Here is a 1807-nt window from a genome sequence, read left to right on the forward strand (position 1 = left end):
CTTGTGTAGATTCATCCTTAGTTTCGTTTAAAGTCTGTGAATTTATGCTTGAATTTATTTTAGATTGAGCTTTCAGATCTTTATGAGCTATCATTTGCAATTCTTGTGAATTTTGTGAATAGCCTTGTCCTACAAATACTACCGGTATAAATGTAAGCAAAAGCATTAGTCCCAACTTCTTCATTTTTCACTCCTTAAAAGAATTTTTATAGCCATTTAGTAAAATCTCTAGATGAACAGTTATGTCTTTTCTTCTTCTAAAAATATTTTTAAGATCATTTGTCTTACTTAAAATATCTTTGCCTTTAAGATAGATTCTTGTCCTATCTATGTATGGTTTAAAATGCAAGATTATAAGATCTTTGTTTGGGATAATCTTTAAATAAACTTCATTTTTCAAACCCATCCAAGATAGCAATTCCAACAAATAAAAATGGAAAATAATAAAATAAACACAGTAAAAAACAAAATTTTAATTTTTTATATTGCTTTTTAAACCAGAAAATAAGCCCAGCCAAAGCAAGTACTCCAAACAATAAAAAGCCACAATGTGCTATTCTTTGTATATTTGTAATTGTATCAACAACTAAGATGGCTTGCACTGTCGATACTGCTGATAATATGGGTATTGCAAAATACCAAAATAAAAAATAAGTAATGGAAATATTATTCTTGTATTTTTCTAAAACAAGGCTACAAAGTCCTAAAATACAAATGCCAAGAATGATAGACAATACACTTTGAGCTAAGACAAAAAACCCTCTACTAGACTTAAATAACATAGCATAAAGCAATATAAAAAACACTAAAAACCAAAATATACCAATGCAAAGCTTAACTGTGCTTAATGATTTTAGCTTATATAAAAGGCATATAAGAGAAATAAAACAACAAAGTATAAATAATACGCTATCAAAATTCATTGAACGAGCCTACATCCATTGGTTGTAAATAAAAATAGTTTTTTAAATTTATAATTTGATATGTTTTGAGCTTGTAAATATATTTTATCATCACAGTTTATTTTTAAACCATCATCATATTTCACGCTCAAAGGAATTTTGCCTTGATTTTGCAAGATCTGATCTTTGTTCTGTTTTACATATTCTAAAAGCACCTTGAAAAAATCATTGTTATTCTTCCATAAATCAATACAACCAGCACTTCCAGCAGATGCACCACCGTGAATGAAAAAATCAGCTCTAATGATTTCCTCGTTTTGCGAGCTTATAATTTTTCTTGTTTTTGGCTGAATTAGGATACGAACTGCACCCCAAGCATAACTGCCACCGTAAAATTTTCCAAATTTTTTTATTGGAAGTTTTATAAAATTTGATGCCAAGCTTGCTGCGATGCTTATTACTCCTATAAATTCATCATCTAATTCTAAAAATTGCACTCCCTCATTTATATTTTCACTTAGTGGAGTGATAAAATACTCCCCCTCAGGTATAGGACCCTCATTTTTTAATGCCTGTCTTTCTTTTTCGTATGTAAAATAGCTTTTGCCATCTTTTGTTTGAGCCACTCCACTTACAGCTTGAAATGAAAATTTTTCTATCTTTGCTTGATTATTAACTATAATGCTTAAAAACTGTCCATCAAATAAAAGCCTGATGGGTGTTTCGTTTGAGGCCGAGGCATCTTCTTCCCTACCCTCAAATTCATTCCTTATCTCAAGATTTACATTTAAAAGTTCTATTTTGTGATTATTCTTTGCAAGTAGATGTTTGGGCTAGCACTATCCTTGTCATCATTTTGCATTAAAAAAGCCATAACTTCACTTGCAAGGCCGTGAGTATGCTGT

The 1807-nt window shown here is 30.2% G+C and carries 4 protein-coding genes; all 4 read right to left on the bottom strand.

What is annotated here, in order from left to right; genetic code table 11:
- Positions 1-184, bottom strand: a 184-nt coding sequence (locus DMC01_RS12360; RefSeq protein ID WP_142694486.1) for a hypothetical protein, incomplete at its 3' end; no start/stop codon positions are given.
- Between the two features lie 3 nt (positions 185-187).
- Positions 188-400: a hypothetical protein gene (locus DMC01_RS12365; protein WP_142694487.1), complete on the bottom strand. Its 213-nt coding sequence runs from the start codon at positions 398-400 to the stop codon at positions 188-190.
- Entirely contained in the window at positions 390-923 is a 534-nt protein-coding gene (locus tag DMC01_RS12370) for a hypothetical protein (protein ID WP_142694488.1), read from the bottom strand. The genes DMC01_RS12365 and DMC01_RS12370 overlap by 11 nt, the downstream gene beginning before the upstream one ends.
- Complete coding sequence (locus tag DMC01_RS12375; RefSeq protein WP_185908946.1) at positions 920-1528, bottom strand: DUF2778 domain-containing protein; 609 nt, start codon at positions 1526-1528, stop codon at positions 920-922. Before DMC01_RS12375 ends, DMC01_RS12370 begins: the two co-directional genes overlap by 4 nt.
- Positions 1529-1807 lie beyond the last annotated feature (279 nt).

The sequence above is a fragment of the Campylobacter troglodytis genome (assembly GCF_006864425.1).
Taxonomy (GTDB): Bacteria; Campylobacterota; Campylobacteria; order Campylobacterales; family Campylobacteraceae; genus Campylobacter_D; species Campylobacter_D troglodytis.

Bases quoted from the DNA above. Each gene is read 5' to 3' on its own strand.
- DMC01_RS12370 (WP_142694488.1), bottom strand. From the start codon at position 923: ATGAATTTTGATAGCGTATTATTTATACTTTGTTGTTTTATTTCTCTT.